This is a genomic window from Nocardioides sp. YIM B13467 (assembly GCF_042788075.1).
In the GTDB taxonomy this organism is placed as follows: Bacteria; Actinomycetota; Actinomycetes; order Propionibacteriales; family Nocardioidaceae; genus Nocardioides.
Window position 1 is genome coordinate 4,061,790 of record NZ_JBHZPJ010000046.1, and the last position, 19,586, is coordinate 4,081,375.

Here is a 19,586-nt window from a genome sequence, read left to right on the forward strand (position 1 = left end):
TGGCGGCAGGCTGGGTAGCCTGCCGCCATGCGCGTCGAAGCCGAGTTCACCACCGAACCGTTCTGTGGCGAGGGCGAGCCTCCCGAGCACGCGACGGCGGCGCTCGCGGCCGCCCGCGAGGCAGGTCTGGAGTGTGACTTCGGGCCGTTGGGCACATCGGTGCGCGGCGAGCGGGACGCGGTGTTGGCCACGCTGGCCGAGGTGGTGGCCGCGGGCCTGGACCACGGCGCCGACCAGATCACCTTCCAGGTCCGGGTCGAAGGACACAGCGCGCCGCGGCGTACGGCCAGCGGGTTGGACGCGCTGCTCGCCGAGGTCGCCGACAGCCTCGGCGGCGACCTGGCAGCCCTGGACCGCCAGGGGAAGCAGCGCGCCGTGCGGCTGCTGGAGGAGCGCGGCGCGTTCGAGTACCGCAAGAGCGCCGAGATCGTGGCGGCGGCGCTCGGCGTCACCCGCTTCACGGTCTACAACTACCTGAACCGTGAACGGGAGTAGTCCCCAGACTTTTCAACAAACTGTTGACTGTGACGAGAGACACATGCAATCGTTGTTGCTGTACGGAAATTAGTTTCCGCATAGCGAGAGAGAACGGTTCATGGATCTCCAGAGCTTCAACACCTCACCGGCGGACGTCGTACGGCCCTTGCTTCAGGCCTGCTGCGACGCCCCGAGCTGGGTCGCCGCGGTCCTGGCCGGGCGCCCCTACGCCGACGAGGCCGATGTCGTCCGGGCCGCGGACGAGGCGGGCCGACGTTTCACCGCGGCCGACGTCGATCAGGCGCTGGCCGCCCACCCCCGGATCGGGGAGCGCGCCGAGGGCGAGCACGCCGAGGCTGCCTGGTCGCGGCGCGAGCAGGCCGCGGTCGGCACCGACCAGGCCACGGCACAGGCCCTCGCCGAGGGCAACCGGGCCTACGAGGAGCGCTTCGGCCGGGTCTTCCTGATCTGCGCCACGGGCCTCTCGGCCGACCAGGTCCTCGCCTCCCTCCGCGACCGGCTCGGCCATGAGCACGACGAGGAGGCGGCCGTGGTCGCCGACGAGCTGCGGCGGATCGCGCTGCTCCGCCTCGAGCGCGTCCTGGCCGCGGAGGTCTCGGCATGACCAGCGCCATCACGACCCACGTGCTCGACACCGCGCTCGGCCGCCCGGCCGCCGGTGTCCCGGTCCGGCTCAGCCGGATCGACGATTCAGACCATGTCCTCGCCGACGCCGTCACCGACGACGACGGCCGGGTGACCGACCTGGGACCCGATCAGGTCCCGGCCGGCACCTATCAGCTCCGGTTCGGCACCGCCGCCTACTACGCGGCGACCGGTCAGGAGTGCTTCTACCCGCAGGTCTCCGTCACCTTCGCGGTCACCGACCGGCGGCACCACCACGTGCCACTTCTGCTGAGCCCGTTCGCCTACTCCACCTACCGAGGGAGCTGACATGCCCATTCGTCTTGGACCCAACCAGTACGGCAAGGCCGAGAACCGCGTCGTACGCATCTACCGCGACACTCCTCGCCACCAGATCCGCGACCTCAACGTCTCCACCGCGCTGCGCGGAAGCTTCGACGACGCCCACACCAGCGGCGACCAGAAGGACGTACTGCCGACCGACACCCAGAAGAACACGGTCTTCGCCTACGCGAAGGAGATCGGCGTCGCCTCGATCGAGGAGTTCGCGCTGGCACTGGCCGACCGCTTCCTCGAGGCCTGTCCGGCTGCCGAGGGCGCCCGGGTCGAGATCGACGAGTACGCCTGGGACCGGATCCAGACTGATGATCCCGAGTCTGGCGGCGCGGGTCACGACCACTCCTTCGTCCGCTCGGGCGGCGGCGTACGGACCACCGTGGTCAATGTGGACGGCCGCGGGGAGGACAGGGTCGCCCATGTGGTGTCCGGCATCAAGGACCTGGTCGTGCTCAAGTCGACCGGCTCGGAGTTCCACGGCTTCCTCAAGGACGAGTACACGACCCTGCAGGAGACCACCGACCGGATCCTGGCGACCTCGCTCGTCGCCCGCTGGCGCTATTCGGGCACGGAGGTGGACTGGGACAAGTCGTACGACTCCATCCGGGCCCTGCTGCTGCAGCGGTTCGCGGAGATCCACAGTCTCGCGCTGCAGCAGACGCTTCACGGGATGGGCACCTCGGTGCTCGAGCAGCACGGTGACGTCGCCGAGATCAAGTTCTCCGCACCCAACAAGCACCACTTCCTCTCCGACCTCTCGCCCTTCGGCCTGGACAACCCCGGCGAGGTCTTCTTCGCCGCGGACCGGCCCTACGGCCTGATCGAGGCCTCGGTCGTACGCGACGAGGCCCCCGATGCAGGCAACGCCTGGCACGCCATCCCCGGATTCTGCTGAGGCCCGGCCGTGTTAGGTCGCAGGAGGCAGGCCACCGCGCCGATCACGACACGACCTGAGGACGAGCGGCATCCGCCGGGCCAGCTCCTCGCCTACGGCACGCAGCACATCCTGACGATGTACGGCGGCGTGATCGCGCCGCCGCTCATCGTCGGGGGTGCCGCGGGCCTGTCCGGCACCGACCTGGCGCTGCTGGTGACCGCGGGGCTCTTCGTGTCGGGCCTCGCCACGCTGCTGCAGACGCTCGGTCTCGGACCGTTCGGCAGCCGGCTACCGATCGTGCAGGGCATCTCGTTCGCCAGCGTGTCGACGATGGTCACCATCGCCAGCGAGGACGGGCTGCGCCCGGTCTTCGGCGCGATCATCGTCGCCGGCCTGATCGGACTGGTGCTCTCCTCGTTCTTCGCCCAGCTGGTCAGGCTCTTCCCCGCGGTCGTCACCGGCACGATCATCACGGTCATCGGGCTATCCCTGATGCCGGTGGCGTTCCGCTGGGCGATGGGGAACGACGCCTCCGCGCCGGACTACGGGTCGATGACGAACATCGCGTACGCCGGGCTGACACTGCTCATCATCCTGGTGATCAGCCGGGTGTTCCAGGGCGCGATCTCACGGCTCTCGATCCTCATCGGGCTCGTCGCCGGGACCGTCATCGCCGCCATCGCCGGCCGGGCCGACTTCTCCTCGGTCGGCAAGGCCGACCTGGTCGCGGTCCCGCCTTTGCTGCACTTCGGGACTCCGACCTTCGAGGTCGGGGCGATCGTCTCGATGACGATCGTGATCCTGGTGATCATGACCGAGACGACCGCGGACATCCTGGCGATCGGGGAGATCGTGGAGACCGACGTGGACGCCAAGCGCGTCGCCCGTGGTCTGCGCGCCGACATGGCCGCCACGACGGTCGCCCCGCTGTTCGGCACGTTCCCGTGCAGCGCGTTCGCGCAGAACGTCGGCCTGGTCGCGCTCACCGGCATCCGGAGTCGGTACGTCGTGGCGACCGGTGGTCTCGTGCTGTTGCTCCTCGGGCTGCTGCCGGTGGTCGGGGCGGTCGTGGCCGCGATCCCGTATCCCGTGCTCGGCGGTGCCGGCATCGTGCTGTTCGGCTCGGTCGCGGCCAGCGGGATCCGTACGCTCTCGCGCGTCGACTACGAGGACAACCTCAACATGGTGATCGTCTCCGTGGCTCTCGCCGTCGGGATCCTGCCGATCGCCGCCCCGACCTTCTGGGACGCCTTCCCGTCCTGGCTCGGAGTGGTCATGCACTCCGGCATCAGCGCCACCGCCCTGGTCGCCGTCGTCCTCAACCTGCTGTTCAACGAGATCACCGTCGGCAACCGCTCCGGCGCCTCGGTCTTCGCCGCCTCCCAGGATTCTCGGGAGGGCTTCGGCGACCGGCTCGACGACGACATCGAGCGTTCGTGACCGGCTGAGGAATGCCGTACGTCGCAGCGCCCGCTCCCGTAGACGGGCGGGCGCTACCGCAATCCCGATTTTCGTCATACGATTTCCTTATGGGCACTGACGAGCAGATCCAGAAGTGGGCGGACGAGGCCGAGGCGGGTTACGACGTCGAGGAACTGAAGCGTCGCGGGCGCGGTCGCCCGGGGCGGGGCGCCGAGCCGATGCAGGTCGTCGCCGTCCGTCTCACCGCCGAGGAGCTCGAAGCCTTGGATGCGCTGGCCGAACGAGAGCACTTGTCCCGATCCGAGGCGATCAGGCGTGCCCTGGCCGGTTACGCCGCGTGAAAGTCCATCCCAGCGCGCTCAAGCACGGGGTGGCGCATGAGGATGCGGTACAGGCGGCTGACTGGTCGCAGTGGATCGAGCCACTCGAGGAAGACGACTGGCCACACCGTGAGCTGCGTCTCGGCTTCGACACCCGGGCGCGCCTGCTCGAGACGGTTGTGCTGATCTTCGAAAGCGGCGACGAGATGGTCATCCACGCGATGCCGGCCCGAAAGCAGTACTGGGACTTGCTGCCCTGAGCACGGTGCCTGCTTGTTTGCTGAGGAATTGCCGTACGTCGGTCGAGTCGGCCCGTCCTCACCTGAAAACGCGCCGAGTCGGCTCGTCATGACGAGCCGACTCGGCATGCATTTGCGTCAGCCCACGAGGTGAGGGTCGGGGGTGTCGACGAGCTCGCCCTCGATCCAGACGCTGCGTACGTCGGCGGGGGTGCCCAGGGCGAACATCTTGGCCAGGGCGTCGCCGGGGTCGGCGGCGTGGGTGAGGCCGACGTCGAGGGGTGTGCTCGCGGCGGGCTTGATCCACTGGGCGTCGAAGCGGCGGCCGACGCAGAAGTCGCCCACCGCGGCCCCCAGGCCGAGGGCCTCCGCGCCGGCACGCGTGGCCAGGTGGAGGAGGTGGGCGGGGGTCAACGGGTGACCGGCCTCGCCGAGGAGCTGCTGGGCGACGTACGCACTCAGGCCCTCCTTCAGCAGGGAGAACCCGGTGCCGGCGCCGACGTCGGAGCCCATCGCCACGCGTACGCCGTGGGCGCGGTGGCGGGCGAGTGGGAAGAGGCCGCTGCCGAGGGCGGCGTTGCTGGAGGGACAGTGCGCGACGGCGGCGCCGCGGGCGGCCAACAGAGCCAGCTCGGGGTCGGTGGGGTGCACGTTGTGCGCCAGGACGGTGCCGGGGCCGACCAGGCCGTGCCGATCGTAGGAGGTCACGTAGTCGCAGCCGAAGAGCGCCTCGACGGTCTCGATCTCGCGGGTGTTCTCGTTGACGTGGGAGGTCAGCATCGCCCCCGGTACGGCACGGAGCACGTCGGCGCAGGCCGCCAGCAGCGGGTCAGAGCACGACAGCGAGAACCGCGGCGTCACGGCGTAGCGGGCCCGGCCGACGCCGTGCCAGCGCGCCGCGAGCGCAAGGGACTCCTCGCGGGCCCGGTCCGGGTCGGTGAACAGGTCCTCGCGGATGAGCCGGTCGCTGACCACGAGGCCGCTGGTGATCCGCAACCCGACGCGGGCGGCCTCGGCGAAGACGGTGTCGACCGCGGGCGCGAAGTGGCTGCCGAAGACCAGTGCGGTGGTGGTGCCGGCGCCGACCAGGCCGCGGACGAAGTCGCTGGCCACGCCCTCGGCGTAGGCCGGGTCGGCCAGGCGCGCCTCCTCGGGGAGGGCGCACTGGTCGAGCCAGTCGAGCAGCGGCAGGCCGAGGCCGCCGATGACGCGTACCTGCGGGAAGTGCACGTGGGTGTCGACGAATCCGGGCAGCACGAAGCCGCCGGAGAGGTCGACGACCTCCTCCTGGGGGTGCTGGCGGTGCAGATCGGCGTAGCTGCCGCGGGCGCGGATCACGCCGTCGCGTACGAGCAGAGCGCCGTCCTGCTCCGTGCGGAGCCGACCGCCGGTGAAGGGGTCGTCGGGGGTGTCGAGGAAGGTTCCTCGGAAGAGCGTCATCGTGGGGTTCACCTTGATCGTTGTTCGGTTGATGCGGGTTCGCCCGCGAAGATCTGGAGCAGCCGGGCCGCGACGCTGACCGCGATCGTGGCCGGTTCCTTGCCGCCGAGATCGGGAAGTCCGATGGGTGTGGTGATGCGGGCGATCGCCTCAGGGGCGTGGCCCTCGTCGGCGAGCTTGGCCCGGAACCGGCTCCACTTGGCGCTCGAGCCGATCAGCCCGATCGACGCCAGATGCCCGGCGCGAAGCGCAGCGTCGCACAGCGCGGCGTCCTCGGCGTGGTCGTGGGTCATCACCAGCACATGAGTGCCCGGCGGCAGCTCGCCGATGACGAGCTCGGGCAGCACCGGCACCTGGTGGACGTGGATGCCGGCGACGGCGTCGTCCAGTCCCCGCAGCTGCTCCGGCTCGAGCTGGGCCGTGCGGGAGTCGACCAGGTGCAGCTCGAGATCGTGGCGGGCGAGAATCCGCGCCAGCTCGAGCCCGACGTGGCCCATCCCGAAGATGGCCACGGACGGAACGACGGGAAGCGGCTCGAGCAGCAGCTCGACCTCGCCACCACAGCACTGGACGCCGTGCTGGTAGGGCGCCTTGTCGGAGAGCGACACCTTCAGGGTCTCCGGCACCGCACGGTCCTCGGTGAGCATCGCGCGGGCGCGCTCGATCGCGACCGCCTCGAGGTTGCCGCCGCCGACGGTGGCCCAGGTGCGGTCGGCCGAGACGACCATCTTCGCCCCGGCCTCGCGCGGTGAGTGGCCACGCACGGACGTCAGCGTCACGAGTACGCCGGGAACGCGCTGCTCACGCAGCCGCTGGACGGCTTTCAGCCACTCCATGTCATCACTTCCTCGCGGGGCATGGTCTCGGGCACCTCGGGCGTACGTGCCCTGTCGAGCGCCCAGAAGACCGCCTCCGGAGTCGCCGGTGAGGCCAGGTCGACGCTGATGCCGGCCGGGCCGAAGGCGGCGGCCGCCTCGCGCAGCGCCTCGCGGACGGAGAAGGCGAGCATCAGCGGGGGCTCGCCGACGGCCTTGGAGCCGTAGACGGCGCCCTCCTCGTGGGCCTTCTCGAGCAGTTTCACCCGGAAGTCCTCGGGCATCTCGGAGAAGCTCGGCAGCTTGTAGGTGCTCGCCGCCTGCGTCGCCAGCCGGCCCCGGTTGGGTCCGTCGGAGGTGTCCCAGCGCAGGTCCTCCAGGGTCAGCCAGCCGGCGCCCTGCACGAAGCCGCCCTCGATCTGGCCGATGTCGATCAGCGGGCTCAGGCTGTCACCGACGTCGTGGACGATGTCGACGCGCCGCAGCGTGTAGGCACCGGTGAAGCCGTCGACCTCGACCTCGGAGGCCGCGACCCCGTTGGCGAAGTACTTGAACGGCTCACCCTGCATGACGTTGGGGTCCCAGTGCAGGCCCTCGGTGCGGTAGAAGCCGGCCGCCCACAGCTGCACCCGCTGGTGGTACGCGGTGTTGACCAGCTCGTTCCAGCCGATCTCGCCGGAGGCGGGGGAGAGACCGTGGACGACACCGTCGTCGAAACGTACGTCGCTGGGGCTGATCCCGAGCCGGCCGCCGGCGACCTGGGCGAGCCGCTCGCGGATCTGCTCGCAGGCGTTCTTGATCGCGGCCCCGTTGAGGTCGGCGCCGGAGCTGGCCGCGGTCGCCGAGGTGTTGGGCACCTTGTCGGTGCGGGTGGGGGCGAGGCGTACGCGGGACAGGGGGAGGCCGAGCGCGGTGGCGGCCACCTGGAGCATCTTGGTGTGCAGGCCCTGGCCCATCTCGGTGCCGCCGTGGTTGATCAGCACCGAGCCGTCCTTGTAGACGTGGACGAGGGCGCCGGCCTGGTTGAAGGCGGTGAGGTTGAACGAGATGCCGAACTTCACCGGCGTCATCGCCAGGCCCCGCTTGGTGTGCGGGTGGACGTGGTTGAACTCCGCGATCTCCGCGCGCCGCCGCGCAACCTCGCCGGACGAGGCGACCTGGTCCCAGCACGCCGCCAGCCGGTCGGCCTGACGCACGGGCTGGCCGTAGGGCGTCGTCTGGTCCTGCTGGTAGAAGTTGCGGCGGCGCAGCTCGAGCGGGTCGATGCCGAGCAGCGGGGCGCACCGGCCGAGCAGGTCCTCCATGACGAGCATGCCCTGCGGTCCGCCGAAGCCGCGGAAGGCGGTCTGCGAGGTCTTGTTGGTGCGGGCGACCCGGCCATCGACGCGGATGTCGGGCACCCAGTAGGCGTTGTCGATGTGGCACAGCGCGCGGGCCAGCACCGGCTCGGAGAGGTCGAGGCTCCAGCCGCCGTCGGCGGTGAGGGTGGCCTCGAGGCCGAGGATGTGACCCTCGTCGTCGAACCCGACGCGCCAGGTGCTGTGGAAGCCGTGGCGCTTGCCGGACATGGTGATGTCCTGGGTGCGGTTGAGGCGCAGCCGCACCGGCCGCCCTGTGAGGGTGGCGCCGAGCGCGGCGATGGCGGCGTAGCCGTGCGGCTGCATCTCCTTGCCGCCGAACGCGCCGCCCATCCGCAGGCACTGGACGGTGACCTCGTGGCTCGGGACGCCGAGCACGTGAGCGACGATCTCCTGGGTCTCGGAGGGGTGCTGGGTGCTGCTGTGCACCAGCACCTGGCCACCCTCGTCGACCAGGGCGAGGGAGACGTGGGTCTCGAGATAGAAGTGCTCCTGGCCGGCGAACTCGAACTCGCCCTCGAAGACATGGGCGGCGTTCTCCAGGGCCGTCGTGACGTCGCCGCGCTCGAGGTTGCGCGGGGTGCCCTGGAAGCTCTCCGCCGCGATCGCCTCGGTCACGGTGACCAGCGAGGGCAGCGGCTCGTAGTCGACCTCGACCGCGGCCGCGCCCAGCCGGGCGGCCTCCTGGGTCTCGCCGAGCACCCAGCACACCGCGTGGCCGTGGAACATCACCTCGGTAGGGAAGAGCGGCTCGTCGTGCTTGACGCCCGCGTCGTTGATGCCGGGTACGTCGTCGGCGGTCAGCACGCGGACGACCCCCGGGACCGCGTACGCCGGTTCGGTCCGCAGCGCGGTGACCAGGGCGTGCGTGTGCGGGGCCTGGACCGGCCAGGCGTGCAGCGTGCCGGCGATCCGCCCGACCAGGTCGTCGGTGTAGAGCGCCTCGCCGGTGACGTGCAGCGCGGCGCTCTCGTGGGGCAGCGGGATCCCGACGATCGGGTTCTCGGGGCGTTCGGACAGGGCGCTCATGCCGGCACCTCCTGACGGTCGGTGTGGGTCTCCGGGTGGGTGTGGAACAGGCGCAGCAGGGACTGGCCCAGCATCGCCGAGCGGTAGGACGCGCTGGCGCGGTGGTCGTCCATCGGTGTGCCCTCGCCGGCCAGGACGGCCGCGGCGCGGCGTACGGTCTCCTCGGTCCAGGGCCGGCAGACAAGGGCGTCCTCGGTCGCGACCGCGCGCAAGGGCGTCGCGGCGACACCGCCGAGGCCGATCCGGGCGCGGACCACGGCTCCGTCGGCGATCTCGAGCGCGTAGCCCACGGCCACGCTGGAGATGTCGTCGAAGCGGCGCTTGGCGATCTTGTGGAAGCCGACGAGAGAGGCCAGCGGCAGCGGGAGCCGTACGCTGCGGATCAGCTCGTCTGCGGCCCGGACCGTCTCGCGGTAGCCGGTGAAGTAGTCGGCCAGCGGTACGACCCGCTCACCGCGGGGCGAGGCCAGGACGACGTCGGCGTCGAGCGCGAGCAGCGCCGGCGGGGCGTCGCCGATGGGAGAGGCGGTGCCGATGTTGCCGCCGATCGTCGCGCCGTTGCGGATCAGCCGCGAGGCGAACTGCGGGAAGAGCTCGGCCAGGAGCGGGACCCGCCCGTCGAGGCGCCGCTCGATCTCGGTCAGGGTGAGCGCGGCGCCGATCTCGATCATGTCGTCGCCGACCGTGAGCGAGCGGAGCTCGGGCAGCCGGTCCACCGCCACGACCAGCGGCGCCCGGCGGCCGCGGATGTTGACCTCCACGCCCCAGTCGGTCGAACCGGCCACGACCTGCGCCTCCGGCCGCTCGGTGAGCAGCGTGAGGGCCTCGGCGAGGCTCGCGGGGCGTACGAACTCGGCGCCGTCGACGGCGATCCGGGTCGGGCGCGGCTCGGGCGGCGGTGCCTGGCGACGGGCCGCGAGGGCGTCGTCGTCGGAAGGTGCTCCCAGGGCGTACGCCGCGTCGCGGATCGGGCGGTAGCCGGTGCAACGGCACAGGTTGCCGCTCAGGGCGTGCAGGTCGACGCCGTTCGGGCCGTGCTCGTGATCGCAGGGCTCGGCACTGCCACCGGTGGTCGAGCCTGTCGAGACCCGCGCCGGGCGGTAGAACTCCGCGGCCAGGCTGCAGACGAACCCGGGGGTGCAGTACCCGCACTGCGACCCGCCGCGTACGGCGAGCTCCTGCTGGACAGGGTGGAGGTCGCTGCTGGTGCCGAGGCCCTCGCTGGTGACGAGCTCCTGGCCGTCGAGTGCGGCGACCGGGACCAGGCAGGCGTTGACGGCGGTCCACTCGGTCGCGGTGTCGGTGCCGGGCCGGGCGACCAGCACCGAGCAGGCGCCGCACTCGCCCTCGGCGCAGCCCTCCTTGGCGCCGGTGAGGCCGCGGCCGCGCAGCCAGTCGAGGGCGGTGGTGTGGGTGGCGACCCCGGTCAGGGGAACCTGGTCCCCGTTGACCGTGACACAGGGTGCGCTGGGTGTGGTCATGGCTGGCTCCGGATCGGGTTGCGGGTGCGGGCGCTGTGGATCGGGTTGGCGTCACGCAGGAAGTCGTCGAAGCGGTGGCCGGCGATCTTGGCGATCTCGATCAGCGCGGCGGCGTGCTCCTGCCGTTCGCAGTTGCCGAGCCGCGACCGGCCCTCGGCGAGGATCCGGTCGAGCGAGTCGGAGTCGCGTACGGAGATGACCAGCGGGAAGCCGAACCGCTCGTGGTAGGCGTCGGTGAGCGAGGCCAGCGTCTCCTGGTCCGGCTCGGCGAGGTGGGTCAGGCCGCGCGAGGACTGGTCGCGCAGCGACTCCTCGCCGACCATCCCGTCCGAGACCAGACGCGAACCCAGCTCGGGGTAGGCCTCGATCAGCTCGCGCTGCTCCTCGACGGAGCCGCTGAAGAGGGCGTCCTGGAAGGCGCGACGCAGGGCGTGCGTGTCGGCGAAGGGACGCTGCTCCCAGGCCCGCTCCACCATCCACCGCGGCCCCTGGAAGAGACCGTCGAACGTCTCCACGAACTCCGTACGTCCCATCTGGTTGACCTGGTCGAGCCGGACGCCCTCGCCCGGCTGGCCGGCGACGGCGGGGCCGTAGTCCGGGCCGACGTGGTGGAACAGGATGTTGAGCAGGATGGCGGTGAGGCTGCCGAGGGTGATGCCGCTGCCGAAGATGATCTCGGCCCAGTCCGGGACGGCCTGGGCGACCTCGGGCTGCGCGGTGACGTACATCGCCAGGCCGACGCTGGTCGCCACGATGACCACGTTGCGGTGGTCGTGGAAGTCGACCTTGCTGAGCGTCTGGAAGCCGACGACGGCGACGGTCGCGAACATGGCCAGCGCGGCACCGCCGAGGACCGGGTGCGGGATGCCGGCGACGATCGCGCCGACCTTCGGGAGGAGTCCGATGAACACCATGATCAGACCTGCGGCTGCGACGACCCAGCGGCTCTTGACCCGGGTCAGCCGGACGAGTCCGACGTTCTCCGCGAAGCAGGTGTAGGGGAAGGAGTTGAAGACGCCGCCGATGGTGGTGGCCAGGCCGTCGGCGCGCAGGGCGCGGGCGATGTCGTTGCGGCCGATGCGCTTCTCGACGATCTCGCCGGTGGCGAAGACGTCACCGGTGGTCTCGACGGCGGTGATCAGCATGACCACGATCATCGACACGATCGCGGCGGCGGAGAACTGCGGCCAGCCGAAGTGGAACGGCGTGGTCACGCCCACCCAGTCGGAGCCGGCGACCGCGTCGAAGTGGGCGTCCCCGAGGGCCCAGGCGACCAGGGTGCCGACGACCAGGCCGACCAGCACGGCGACGGTCGCCATGAAGCCCTTGAACACCCGCTGGATGACCACGATCAGGGCCAGGGTGCCCAGGGCGTACGCCAGGTTGCGGCCGCTGGTGGGGTCCGAGGTCGGGCCGGCGCCACCGGTCGCGTCCGCGGCCGCGACGGGGAGCAGGGCGATGCCGATGATGGTGATCACCGAGCCGGTCACGACCGGCGGGAAGAACCGGATCAGCCGGCTGAAGTAGGGGGCGATGAAGAAGGTCGCCAGACCGGCGACGATCACCGCGCCGTAGATGACGAGCAGCCCGTCGGTGCCGCCGCCCGCCGCGAGCCCGATCGCGATCATCGGCGAGACCGCGGTGAAGGTGACGCCCTGCAGCAGCGGCAGGCGTACGCCGACCTTCCAGAAGCCGACCGACTGGATGATCGAGGCGATGCCGCAGGTGAACAGGTCGGCGTTGATCAGGTGGATCAGCTCCTGCTGACTCAACCCGATGGAGTTGGCGAGCAGGATCGGGACGATCACCGCCCCGGCGTAGAACGCGAGCACGTGCTGGAGGCCGTAGACGGCGAGCTTGCCCGCCGGGAGCACCTCGTCGACGGGGTGGGTGGGGCGGCCACCGTCCTTCTTCTGGGGCCGTATCGACCTCAGGACTGCTCTCGCGTTCATCCTCACACCTTTCTCGGGGGCGCCCTCGGTGGGCAGGTGAGCTGTGACTTACCCCACAGCCTGGTCTCTCGGGGCCCCGAGCGGCACCCGCCGATCATCCGAAGATGGGATCGTCGCGGATACGGGCTTTGTGTGATGCTCCAGAATGACGTACTGCCTGTTTCGGATCGGTTTCTGCGGGGTGAAACACCGCTCCGGGATCGGCGTGTAACACGCTGTTCGTACGACTATCCGGTCGTTCCAATAGGGCGAGTAGTCCTACGAACGACGTGTTACACGGCGGCGGCCCAGCGCGTTGCGAGGTGGTTCACAGCGATCGGAGAGCGAGGAAGACGTCGACCCGGTCCTCCATCGTGGTCAGGTCACGCCCGGTCAGCTCCTCGACCCGGGAGATCCGATAACGCACGCTGTTGACGTGGAGGTGGAGCGACTCCGCCGTACGCGTCCACGACCCGGCGTACGTCAGGAACCGGTCGAGCGTCGGCACCAGATCGCTGCCGGTGCGCTGGTCGTGCTCGAGGACAGGGCCGAGGACGCGCTGCGCGTAGGTGCGGCGGATGTCGTCGGGGACGGTGGCGAGCAGCAGCACGTGCGAGGTGACCTCCTCCGAGCTGGACAGCGCCACCGCGCCGCCGCCGGAGCGAGCGACCCGGTGTGCGAACCGGGCCTCCTCGAGCGCCCCGGCCAGTGCGTCGATGCCGCTCTCGCCGCTCAGCCCGACCGACAGCGAGCCGCGGACCAGGGCCGGCGCCAACCGGGTGAGCGAGCGACGCAGCTGGTCGGTGAGGTCCGGGCGGGACGGAAGGAAGGCGACGGCGCAGCCGTCCCGCGCGCTCGCGACCACGGACGGTCCCAGGCCGAGGGCCACGTCCTCGAGCACCGCGGCCACCGCGTCCGGCGGACCACCTGGCCCGAGCTCGGCCACGGCGAGCACGAGCGGACGCTCCGGATCGAGCCCGGACTGGCGCAGCCCGGTCGCGATCTCGGCAGGTGAGGCACCGGCCTCCAGGTGGGCGAGGGTCGCCGCGGCGAGCGGTCGCCGGACGCGAAGTCCCTCGTCGCGTCGCGAGCGGTCCAGTGCGGTGATGGCACCGAACTCGTGGACCATGTCGAGGTCCTCCCGTGGCCAGGTGGTGTGGTCGCCCTCGACCGCCACGGTCCATCCGGTGAGGCGGTCGGCCAGGCCCGATCCGATGGGGAACAGGGAGTAGCTGCGGTCGCCCACCTCGGCCACGGCGGGCAGCAGGTCGGCCGTCAGGAAGCGGCGGGTCAGCGCGTCGACCGTCTCCGGATCGAGCTCTCCGGGTCCAGGTACGACATGGCGCCCGCTCGCGGTGAGCACCCGGCACGCGTGGCCGATCTCGGAGGCCACTCGCGCGGCCAGCTCGTCGAGGCTGCGGCCCGAGGCGATGGCGGAGAGGAGCTGGCGCTGACGGGCCAGGCTGGCCGACATCCGGGCGCTCGCACCAGCGGCACCGGCGGCCGCGACGTACTCGGTCACGTCGGCGAACGCCACGTCGCCGGGCACCTCCACCAGAGCGACCTGATGGCGGTGGCAGGCGTCGACGAGGTCGTCGGGAACCGCGCCCAGCAGGGCCGCTCCGGCCAGCAGGCAGGTCGCGCCGCCCTCCGCTATCGAGGACACGAACGTCTCGCTGTCCTCGGGCCCGCGGCGCCAGACCAGGCCGGTGAGCACGAGCTCGCCGCCGTTCAGATAGCGGCCCGGCTCGAGCAGGTCGATCGTGATCGTGCGCCCCACCGGACACTCCAGCGAGCCCTCGGGCGCGTGCAGGAGTCGCAGGCCCAGGCTGGGCGTCTCCAACAGCTCTGCAAGTAGCACGGTGCCTCCACCGGTCCGCCGGTCCATATCGGCCGCGTCTTGGAGGAACGTACAACGCCCGCGCATGTGCACGGGAGGCCCGTTGTCGTTTCTTCACCACTTTGCGGCCGAGTCCTGCCCAGGGTTGACGTGACTCCGCTCACATCCTTATATTTCGAATGTCAGAAATCAAATTCCGCAATACGGAAGGAACGGTGTGATGACCCACCAGCTCCGGTACGAGGTGAACTGCTCGATCCTGTTCACCGAGCTCCCGCTGCTCGAGCGCCCCGCGGCGGTGAAGGCCGCCGGCTTCGACGCGGTGGAGTTCTGGTGGCCGTTCGCCGAGGCGGTGCCGTCCGACAAGGACGTGGACGCCTTCGTCGCCGCCGTGCAGGACGCCGGGGTCCACCTGGTCGGCCTCAACTTCTTCGCCGGCGACATGCCGGCGGGCGACCGCGGCCTGGTCTCGTGGCCGGCTCGTTCGGCGGAGTTCCGCGACAACATCGACGTCACGATCGGCATCGGTGAGCGGCTCGGCTGCACGGCGTTCAACGCGCTCTACGGCAACCGCGTCGACGGCGTCGCCGCCGAGGCGCAGGACGAGCTCGGCGCCGAGAACCTCGCGCTGGCCGCCCGCGCTGCAGCCCGCATCGGCGGCACCGTGCTGGTCGAGCCGGTCAGCGGTGCCGACCGCTATCCGCTGCTCACCGCCGCCCACGCGATCGCGGCGATCGACCGAGCCGGCGAGTCCAACATCGGCCTCCTCGCCGACCTCTACCACCTCGCCGTGAACGGCGACGACGTCGACGCGGTGATCGCTGCGTACGCCGCTCGTATCGCCCACGTCCAGATCGCCGACGCCCCGGGCCGCAACGAGCCCGGCACCGGCGAGCTCCCGCTCGAGCGGCAGCTCGCCGCGCTCGAGGCGGCTGGGTACGCCGGCTGGGTCGGGCTGGAGTACAAGCCGGCCACGACTTCGACCGAGAGCTTCGACTGGCTACCGCGCGAGCGCCGCAGCGCCGCGACCGCCACCCGCTGACGACCCCGTAGGAGACATCATGACCAACATCGCATTCATCGGCCTCGGCATCATGGGCAACCCGATGGCCGTCCACCTGGCCAACGCCGGCCACGCCGTCGCCGGCTACGACCACTCCCTCGAGCGGGCGAAGCCCCTCGTCGAGGCGGGCGGCCGCGCCGCCACCTCGACCGCGGACGCCTGCCGCGACGCCGACGTCGTCTGTGTCATGGTCCCGGACTCGCCCCACGTCGAGGAGGTCCTCGCCGCCGAGGGCGGGGTCTTCGAGACTGCCCCGGCCGGTGCGCTGATCATCGACTTCTCCAGCATCCGCCCCGACGTGAGCGCCGCGCTCGCCGAGCAGGCCACGGCGCGTGGCTTCCGCATCCTCGACGCCCCGGTCTCCGGTGGCGAGGCCGGGGCGAAGAACGCGGCCCTCTCGATCATGGTCGGCGGTGAAGCCGACGACTTCGCCACCGCGAAGCCGCTCTTCGACGTCGTGGGCAAGACCATCGTCCACGTCGGCCCGAGCGGTGCCGGCCAGACGGTGAAGGCGGCCAACCAGCTCATCGTCGCCGCCAACATCCAGGCGCTCTCGGAGGCGGTCGTCTTCCTCGAGGCGTACGGCGTGGACACGAAGGCCGCCCTCGAGGTGCTCGGTGGCGGGCTCGCCGGCTCGAGCGTGCTCAACCAGAAGAAGGAGAACATGCTCACCCGCTCCTTCCAGCCCGGGTTCCGCGTCGACCTGCACCACAAGGACATGGGGATCGTCACCGCCGCCGCCCGCGAGGCCGGCGTCGTGACCCCGCTCGGCTCCTTGGTCGCCCAGCTGATGGCGAGCGCGCGGGCCAACGGCGATGGCGGCCTGGACCACTCCGCGTTGCTGCGGGGCGTCGAGCGCCTGAGTGGCTCTGCGACCAAGGGGGAGAACTGACATGGCACGCATGCGCGCGGTCGACGCCGCCGTCCTGATCCTGGAGAAGGAGGGCGCGACCCAGCTGTTCGGCCTCCCGGGTGCCGCGATCAACCCGTTCTACAGCGCGATGCGCAAGCACGGCGGGCTCCAGCACGTGCTCGCCCGCCACGTCGAGGCGGCCTCGCACATGGCCGAGGGCTACACCCGGGCGAAGGCCGGCAACATCGGCGTCTGCATCGGCACCTCCGGCCCCGCCGGCACCGACATGATCACCGGTCTCTACTCGGCCTCCGCCGACTCGATCCCGATCCTGTGCATCACCGGACAGGCACCGGTCGCGAAGCTCCACAAGGAGGACTTCCAGGCGGTCGACATCGCCTCCGTCGCCGGACCGCTCACCAAGATGGCGGTCACCGTGATGGAGCCCGCCCAGGTCCCGGGCACCTTCCAGAAGGCCTTCCGGCTGATGCGCGAGGGGCGTCCCGGCCCGGTCCTGATCGACCTGCCGCTCGACGTCCAGCTGGCCGAGATCGACTTCGACATCGAGACGTACGAGCCCTTGCCGATCGCCAGGCCGGCGGCCAGCCGTGCCCAGGCGGAGAAGGCGCTGGCGATGATGCTCGGGGCGGAGCGCCCGCTGATCGTCGCGGGTGGTGGCGTGATCAACGCCGCCGCCTCCGACCTGCTCGTCGAGCTCGCCGAGGTCACCGGGGTTCCCGTCGTCCCCACGCTCATGGGCTGGGGCACGATCCCGGACGACCACACGCTCAACGCGGGCATGGTCGGCCTGCAGACCTCCCACCGATACGGCAACGCGACCATGCTGGCCAGCGACTTCGTGCTCGGCATCGGCAACCGGTGGGCCAACCGCCACACCGGCTCGGTCGAGACCTACACCCGGGGACGTACGTTCGTGCACATCGACATCGAGCCGACCCAGATCGGCCGGGTCTTCGCGGCGGACTACTCGATCGTCTCCGACGCCCGGGCGGCGCTCGAGGTGCTCGTCGAGGTCGCGAAGGAGTGGGCGGCGGACGGGAAGAACCCGGACCGCACCGCCTGGGCCGAGGAGTGTGCCGAGCGCAAGCGGACCCTGCAGCGCAAGACCCACTTCGACAACGTCCCGATCAAGCCGCAGCGGGTCTACGAGGAGATGAACCGGGCCTTCGGCTCCGGCACCCGCTACGTCACCACGATCGGCCTGTCCCAGATCCAGGCGGCACAGCTGCTGCACGTCTACAAGCCGCGGCATTGGATCAACGCCGGCCAGGCCGGCCCGCTCGGCTGGACCCTGCCGGCCGCCCTGGGGGTCGCGACCGCCGTCCCCGACGGCCAGGTCGTCGCGCTCTCGGGCGACTACGACTTCCAGTTCCTGATCGAGGAGCTGGCGGTCGGTGCCCAGTTCAACATCCCCTACATCCACGTGGTCGTGAACAACTCCTACCTCGGCCTGATCCGCCAGGCCCAGCGCGGGTTCGAGATGGACTACTGCGTGGAGCTGGCCTTCGACAACGTCAACAGCCCCGAGCTCGACGGCTACGGCGTCGACCACCTCAAGGTCGCCGAAGGCCTGGGCTGCAAGGCGATCCGGGTGACTGACCCCGCCGATCTCGGCGCGGCCTTCGAGAAGGCCAAGGCGCTGATGGCCGAATACCGCGTGCCCGTGCTGGTCGAGGTCATCCTCGAGCGCGTCACCAACGTCTCGATGGGCGTCGAGATCGACGGCGTCGTCGAGTTCGAGGAGCTGGCCGAGCGTGGTGAGCACGCCCCGACCGCGCTCGTCCCGCTGGACTGATCACCCATGGTCCGCGTGCTGGTCGCCTCCGACAAGTTCAAAGGATCGCTCACCGCTGCCGAGGTCGCGGCGGCGGTGAGCGCCGGGATCCGCCGGGGGAGTCCCGGCGTGGTCGTCGATGCCATCCCGGTCGCCGACGGTGGCGACGGCACCCTGGCGGCGGCCGAGTCTGCCGGGTTCGTCCTCGTCCCGGTCACCGTGGCCGGGCCGACCGGGGAGCCGGTGCGGACGGCGTACGCCCGTCGCGACGCAGTCGCGGTCGTCGAGCTCGCCGACGCTTCCGGGTTGGCGCGGCTGCCGGGTGTGCCGGATCCGATGCGGGCCTCCAGCCTCGGGGTCGGGCAGGCGATGGCGGCCGCGATCGATGCGGGCTGTCGCCGGATCGTGCTCGGGATCGGCGGCAGCGCCAGCACGGACGGGGGAGCGGGTCTGCTCTGCGGGCTGGGCGCCAGGCTGTTCTCCCTCGCCGGGAATCCGGTGGGTCCAGGTGGAGCCGGGCTCGAGGAGGTCGCCCGGATCGAGGTCGACGAGCTCCGGCGGCGCCTCGACGGGGTCTCGGTCACCGTCGCGTGCGACGTCGACAACCCGCTCACCGGTCCCACCGGTGCGGCCGCGGTCTACGGTCCGCAGAAAGGGGCCGATGCGGACCAGGTCCGACGGCTGGACGCCGCGCTCGGCCGCTGGGCATCTCTCGTGGCGTCGTTCACCGGGACCGATCTCCGTGGTCACCCCGGCGCCGGAGCGGCCGGCGGTGTCGGCTTCGCCGCACTCGCCCTGCTGGGCGCGGAGCTGCGATCGGGCATCGAGCTCGTGCTCGAGCTGGTCGACTTCGCCGCCGCGCTGGACGGCGCGGACCTCGTCGTCACCGGCGAGGGCGCGCTCGACGAGCAGACCCTCAACGGAAAGGCCCCGGCCGGCGTCGCCGCCGTGGCCGCACGCGCCGCTGTCCCGGTCGTCGCGGTCTGCGGGGTCAACCATCTCGACGACGACCGGCTGCGGGCGGCCGGGATCGGCGCTGCGTACGCCTTGACGGACATCGAGCCGGACCGGCAACGCTGCCTGACCGAGGGCGCCGCCCTGCTCGAGCAGATCGCCGAGCGGATCGCCGCCGACCATCTCATCAAGGAGGACGCATGAGGCTACTGAGTGTGGGTCCGCCGGGCGAGGAGCGCCCCGCGGCCCTCGACGACGAGGACGTACTGCGCGATCTGTCGGCGATCGCGCCAGCGATCGATGGCGATCTCCTCGGCGACCCGGTGCGGCTCAGGTTGATCCAAGACTTGATCGCCTTGGGCAACCTTCCCATCGTCGCCGACGGCACCCGGATCGGACCGCCGGTGGCCCGGCCGGGCAAGGTCGTCGGGATCGGGCTCAACTACGAGGACCATGCGGAGGAGGCCGGCGTCGCGATCCCGGACGAACCGGTCGTCTTCCTCAAGCCTTCGACCTCCGTCGTGGGGCCCCACGACGCGATCGAGCTGCCGCCGGGGTCGACGATGACTGACTACGAGGTCGAGCTGGGGGTGGTGATCGGACGCCGNGCATGTCGCGGGTCCGGAGCAGGTCCTCGATGTGAGCGCTGAGCCGGTCGCGCTCGCCGACCATCATCTCGAAGGCGGCCTCGGAGGTGTCGGCGCTCGGCCG

18 protein-coding genes are annotated in these 19,586 nt (G+C 71.0%); 12 read left to right on the forward strand and 6 right to left on the reverse strand.

Annotation, left to right across the window (positions count from 1 at the left end):
- Positions 1–27 precede the first annotated feature (27 nt).
- The 7 genes from ACFX43_RS26695 to ACFX43_RS26725 all read left to right on the forward strand — a co-directional run bounded on the left by ACFX43_RS26695 (position 28) and on the right by ACFX43_RS26725 (position 4,337).
- On the forward strand, positions 28–495 hold the full coding sequence (locus ACFX43_RS26695) for a helix-turn-helix domain-containing protein (RefSeq protein ID WP_378838658.1): 468 nt from the start codon (positions 28–30) through the stop codon (positions 493–495).
- A 100-nt stretch (positions 496–595) separates the two neighbouring features.
- Positions 596–1,102 (forward strand): 2-oxo-4-hydroxy-4-carboxy-5-ureidoimidazoline decarboxylase, encoded by a 507-nt coding sequence (gene uraD / locus ACFX43_RS26700; RefSeq protein WP_378838662.1) that lies wholly within the window; start codon positions 596–598, stop codon positions 1,100–1,102.
- The gene (gene uraH / locus ACFX43_RS26705; RefSeq protein ID WP_355228221.1) at positions 1,099–1,431 is read left to right on the forward strand and encodes a hydroxyisourate hydrolase; all 333 of its coding nucleotides are present in this window, start codon (positions 1,099–1,101) and stop codon (positions 1,429–1,431) included. Before uraD (ACFX43_RS26700) ends, uraH begins: the two co-directional genes overlap by 4 nt.
- A 1-nt stretch (position 1,432) precedes the next feature.
- Positions 1,433–2,353 carry a factor-independent urate hydroxylase gene (gene pucL, locus ACFX43_RS26710; RefSeq protein WP_378838683.1) on the forward strand — a complete coding sequence of 307 codons (921 nt, stop codon included), beginning with the start codon at positions 1,433–1,435 and terminating at the stop codon, positions 2,351–2,353.
- A 9-nt stretch (positions 2,354–2,362) separates the two neighbouring features.
- Positions 2,363–3,775 carry a nucleobase:cation symporter-2 family protein gene (locus ACFX43_RS26715; RefSeq protein ID WP_378838688.1) on the forward strand — a complete coding sequence of 471 codons (1,413 nt, stop codon included), beginning with the start codon at positions 2,363–2,365 and terminating at the stop codon, positions 3,773–3,775.
- An 89-nt stretch (positions 3,776–3,864) separates the two neighbouring features.
- Positions 3,865–4,098 carry a ribbon-helix-helix domain-containing protein gene (locus tag ACFX43_RS26720; protein ID WP_355019402.1) on the forward strand — a complete coding sequence of 78 codons (234 nt, stop codon included), beginning with the start codon at positions 3,865–3,867 and terminating at the stop codon, positions 4,096–4,098.
- Positions 4,095–4,337, forward strand: a complete 243-nt coding sequence (locus ACFX43_RS26725; RefSeq protein WP_355019401.1) for a hypothetical protein — start codon at positions 4,095–4,097, stop codon at positions 4,335–4,337. Before ACFX43_RS26720 ends, ACFX43_RS26725 begins: the two co-directional genes overlap by 4 nt.
- Before the next feature lie 117 nt (positions 4,338–4,454).
- On the opposite strand, the gene ACFX43_RS26730 is transcribed toward ACFX43_RS26725, so the two are convergent.
- The 6 genes from ACFX43_RS26730 to ACFX43_RS26755 form a co-directional block, all read right to left on the reverse strand.
- Positions 4,455–5,756, reverse strand: coding sequence for a guanine deaminase (locus ACFX43_RS26730; RefSeq protein ID WP_378838694.1), 1,302 nt, complete (start codon positions 5,754–5,756; stop codon positions 4,455–4,457).
- Between the two features lie 8 nt (positions 5,757–5,764).
- Positions 5,765–6,592, reverse strand: a complete 828-nt coding sequence (gene xdhC / locus ACFX43_RS26735; RefSeq protein WP_378838699.1) for a xanthine dehydrogenase accessory protein XdhC — start codon at positions 6,590–6,592, stop codon at positions 5,765–5,767.
- A complete protein-coding gene (gene xdhB, locus ACFX43_RS26740) occupies positions 6,580–8,958 on the reverse strand; it encodes a xanthine dehydrogenase molybdopterin binding subunit (RefSeq protein WP_378838704.1) in 2,379 nt (792 codons plus the stop codon). Before xdhB ends, xdhC begins: the two co-directional genes overlap by 13 nt.
- Positions 8,955–10,439 (reverse strand): xanthine dehydrogenase small subunit, encoded by a 1,485-nt coding sequence (locus tag ACFX43_RS26745; protein ID WP_378838707.1) that lies wholly within the window; start codon positions 10,437–10,439, stop codon positions 8,955–8,957. The genes xdhB and ACFX43_RS26745 overlap by 4 nt, the downstream gene beginning before the upstream one ends.
- On the reverse strand, positions 10,436–12,391 hold the full coding sequence (gene uraD, locus ACFX43_RS26750; protein ID WP_378838712.1) for a 2-oxo-4-hydroxy-4-carboxy-5-ureidoimidazoline decarboxylase: 1,956 nt from the start codon (positions 12,389–12,391) through the stop codon (positions 10,436–10,438). The genes ACFX43_RS26745 and uraD (ACFX43_RS26750) overlap by 4 nt, the downstream gene beginning before the upstream one ends.
- Before the next feature lie 307 nt (positions 12,392–12,698).
- Positions 12,699–14,231, reverse strand: coding sequence for a PucR family transcriptional regulator (locus tag ACFX43_RS26755; protein ID WP_378838716.1), 1,533 nt, complete (start codon positions 14,229–14,231; stop codon positions 12,699–12,701).
- A 199-nt stretch (positions 14,232–14,430) separates the two neighbouring features.
- Between ACFX43_RS26755 and ACFX43_RS26760 the strand changes: the two genes are divergently transcribed.
- From ACFX43_RS26760 to ACFX43_RS26780, 5 genes are read left to right on the forward strand one after another with little or no spacing between them, the layout of a single operon-like run.
- Positions 14,431–15,252 carry a hydroxypyruvate isomerase family protein gene (locus ACFX43_RS26760; RefSeq protein ID WP_378838719.1) on the forward strand — a complete coding sequence of 274 codons (822 nt, stop codon included), beginning with the start codon at positions 14,431–14,433 and terminating at the stop codon, positions 15,250–15,252.
- 19 nt (positions 15,253–15,271) lie between these two features.
- Positions 15,272–16,165 carry a 2-hydroxy-3-oxopropionate reductase gene (locus ACFX43_RS26765; RefSeq protein ID WP_378838726.1) on the forward strand — a complete coding sequence of 298 codons (894 nt, stop codon included), beginning with the start codon at positions 15,272–15,274 and terminating at the stop codon, positions 16,163–16,165.
- 1 nt (position 16,166) lies between these two features.
- On the forward strand, positions 16,167–17,942 hold the full coding sequence (gene gcl / locus ACFX43_RS26770; protein WP_378838729.1) for a glyoxylate carboligase: 1,776 nt from the start codon (positions 16,167–16,169) through the stop codon (positions 17,940–17,942).
- 6 nt (positions 17,943–17,948) lie between these two features.
- Entirely contained in the window at positions 17,949–19,079 is a 1,131-nt protein-coding gene (locus ACFX43_RS26775) for a glycerate kinase (protein WP_378838733.1), read from the forward strand.
- The gene (locus ACFX43_RS26780) at positions 19,076–19,525 is read left to right on the forward strand and encodes a fumarylacetoacetate hydrolase family protein (RefSeq protein ID WP_378838748.1); all 450 of its coding nucleotides are present in this window, start codon (positions 19,076–19,078) and stop codon (positions 19,523–19,525) included. Before ACFX43_RS26775 ends, ACFX43_RS26780 begins: the two co-directional genes overlap by 4 nt.
- Positions 19,526–19,586 lie beyond the last annotated feature (61 nt).

Bases quoted from the DNA above. Each gene is read 5' to 3' on its own strand.
- ACFX43_RS26695 (WP_378838658.1), top strand. From the start codon at position 28: ATGCGCGTCGAAGCCGAGTTCACCACCGAACCGTTCTGTGGCGAGGGC.
- uraD (WP_378838662.1), top strand. From the start codon at position 596: ATGGATCTCCAGAGCTTCAACACCTCACCGGCGGACGTCGTACGGCCC.
- uraH (WP_355228221.1), top strand. From the start codon at position 1,099: ATGACCAGCGCCATCACGACCCACGTGCTCGACACCGCGCTCGGCCGC.
- pucL (WP_378838683.1), top strand. From the start codon at position 1,433: ATGCCCATTCGTCTTGGACCCAACCAGTACGGCAAGGCCGAGAACCGC.
- ACFX43_RS26720 (WP_355019402.1), top strand. From the start codon at position 3,865: ATGGGCACTGACGAGCAGATCCAGAAGTGGGCGGACGAGGCCGAGGCG.
- ACFX43_RS26730 (WP_378838694.1), bottom strand. From the start codon at position 5,756: ATGACGCTCTTCCGAGGAACCTTCCTCGACACCCCCGACGACCCCTTC.
- xdhC (WP_378838699.1), bottom strand. From the start codon at position 6,592: ATGGAGTGGCTGAAAGCCGTCCAGCGGCTGCGTGAGCAGCGCGTTCCC.
- xdhB (WP_378838704.1), bottom strand. From the start codon at position 8,958: ATGAGCGCCCTGTCCGAACGCCCCGAGAACCCGATCGTCGGGATCCCG.
- ACFX43_RS26745 (WP_378838707.1), bottom strand. From the start codon at position 10,439: ATGACCACACCCAGCGCACCCTGTGTCACGGTCAACGGGGACCAGGTT.
- uraD (WP_378838712.1), bottom strand. From the start codon at position 12,391: ATGAACGCGAGAGCAGTCCTGAGGTCGATACGGCCCCAGAAGAAGGAC.
- ACFX43_RS26760 (WP_378838719.1), top strand. From the start codon at position 14,431: ATGACCCACCAGCTCCGGTACGAGGTGAACTGCTCGATCCTGTTCACC.
- ACFX43_RS26765 (WP_378838726.1), top strand. From the start codon at position 15,272: ATGACCAACATCGCATTCATCGGCCTCGGCATCATGGGCAACCCGATG.
- gcl (WP_378838729.1), top strand. From the start codon at position 16,167: ATGGCACGCATGCGCGCGGTCGACGCCGCCGTCCTGATCCTGGAGAAG.
- ACFX43_RS26775 (WP_378838733.1), top strand. From the start codon at position 17,949: ATGGTCCGCGTGCTGGTCGCCTCCGACAAGTTCAAAGGATCGCTCACC.